The sequence below is a fragment of the Candidatus Micrarchaeota archaeon genome (assembly GCA_028866575.1).
Lineage (GTDB): Archaea > Micrarchaeota > Micrarchaeia > Micrarchaeales > Micrarchaeaceae > UBA12276.
This window is the reverse complement of record JAGWHU010000039.1, coordinates 1-1,375: the sequence shown is the minus strand read 5'-3', so window position 1 is coordinate 1,375 and position 1,375 is coordinate 1. Positions and strand designations below refer to the sequence as shown.

Genomic DNA, 1,375 nt, shown 5'->3' with positions numbered 1-1,375 from the left:
GACTTGCTCGTTTACGACTTTACGTTTGACCTCGTTCTTGTATTTTTCGGTGATCGTCCGGGTTAACTCAACCACGCCGCCGCGGGAGTTGTAGTCGATCTTGACCAGCTTGTTGATGTCCTCGATCAACTGCTGGACTTCTTCGTAGGAATGGTACTCCGGTTCCCATCCTTCGCGCCGGGCGAACTCTGCGATGTTGGCGATGATGATCTTCTCAGAGTACATGGTCGTCTGCTCTTATGCGAATATCTTACGGAACTTAACTTTTTTCGATTGGCCGATGCAATTAGCTCCGAGAGAGAGCATTTCGGAATGGGTTCTTGTCCTTGGACCGGCCTTCCTTGAAATTATTCTTCCAGAGATAACGTAGATTCTCTCTGGCTTCGTGAGGCCCATTTCCTCCCAATTCGTTGCCTTGTAGATTTGACCGGTGTGTCCCTGCCATTGATCCGCATAAGTGACTAAGCATTTGAAGCGCCCGTCCGCGCGAATTAGTTTTTCGCTTTGGCCTAATAAAAAAGAAGCGCCGTTCTGGGGAACTTCAGGAGCGATCACGAGTCTGCTCAGGGATAGGACTTGTTTCCAATCTCCGTCCCAAGATGCAATCGCGGCTCCTTTCGTCGGCGGCAGCCACCATGCGACTCCAAGGCATCGCATCCATTCAGACTTAGCAAAGAGCCCGTGGATGAAAGTTGCTGTGTTCGATCCGCTCCGCGCGTAATGAAACGCCTTGACCAGCTCGTACGCAGTCGCAAGGTCAACTGGCCGCACTTCGTAGTCGCGCTTCGTCACGCATGGACAATCCGGTTTCACTGCGCACCCGCGCTCATCGCAATCACATTTCCACCCTGCGGCTCTTTCTGGGTAGGGGCTTCGATCACGCGACGCAGAGGGTCACAGAACTCAATCGCCTCCTGCTCGCTTAACGCACAGGAAAACTCAAATTTATATACGTCGCCAAACTTAAGAAGCACCGGATCCGCGATCGAACGTTGTACACTGATCTTCACTTCCCGCCTCCGCTGGTCAGCCGCTGCCGAACGGGGGTAATCTTTTCCTGAATCTCGTTGGCTGGTGGAAATATATCAAAAATATCGTCATCGGGTCCGAAAGTGGCAACGGCTTGAGCCTCAGTGTGGACCTCTTCGCCGTCGTCCTTCTCCGATCCGCCGCCGCCGAAAACTGCCTTGCCGATGAACGTCGGGCCCTTGGCCGTCGGCAGGACTCCGACCATGATGTCCAGAGCGTTCCTGTCCTTCTCGCCACTGGGCATCAGCGCGTATTTGACCCTTGCTTTTGTGATTGCGGGATGGCTACTGACAGCGATCAGGCGGCTGGTGTTGGAGAAAAAACTCGTGGCCGCGACCTGTACGGC

General features: G+C 53.7%; 2 protein-coding genes. Both read right to left on the bottom strand.

Annotation, left to right across the window (positions count from 1 at the left end; genetic code table 11):
• On the bottom strand, positions 1 to 225 hold a 225-nt coding region (locus KGI06_06315; protein MDE1871822.1), incomplete at its 3' end, for a hypothetical protein.
• Between the two features lie 781 nt (positions 226 to 1,006).
• Positions 1,007 to 1,375 (bottom strand): hypothetical protein (locus KGI06_06310; protein ID MDE1871821.1); only part of this gene is annotated, 369 nt, incomplete at its 5' end.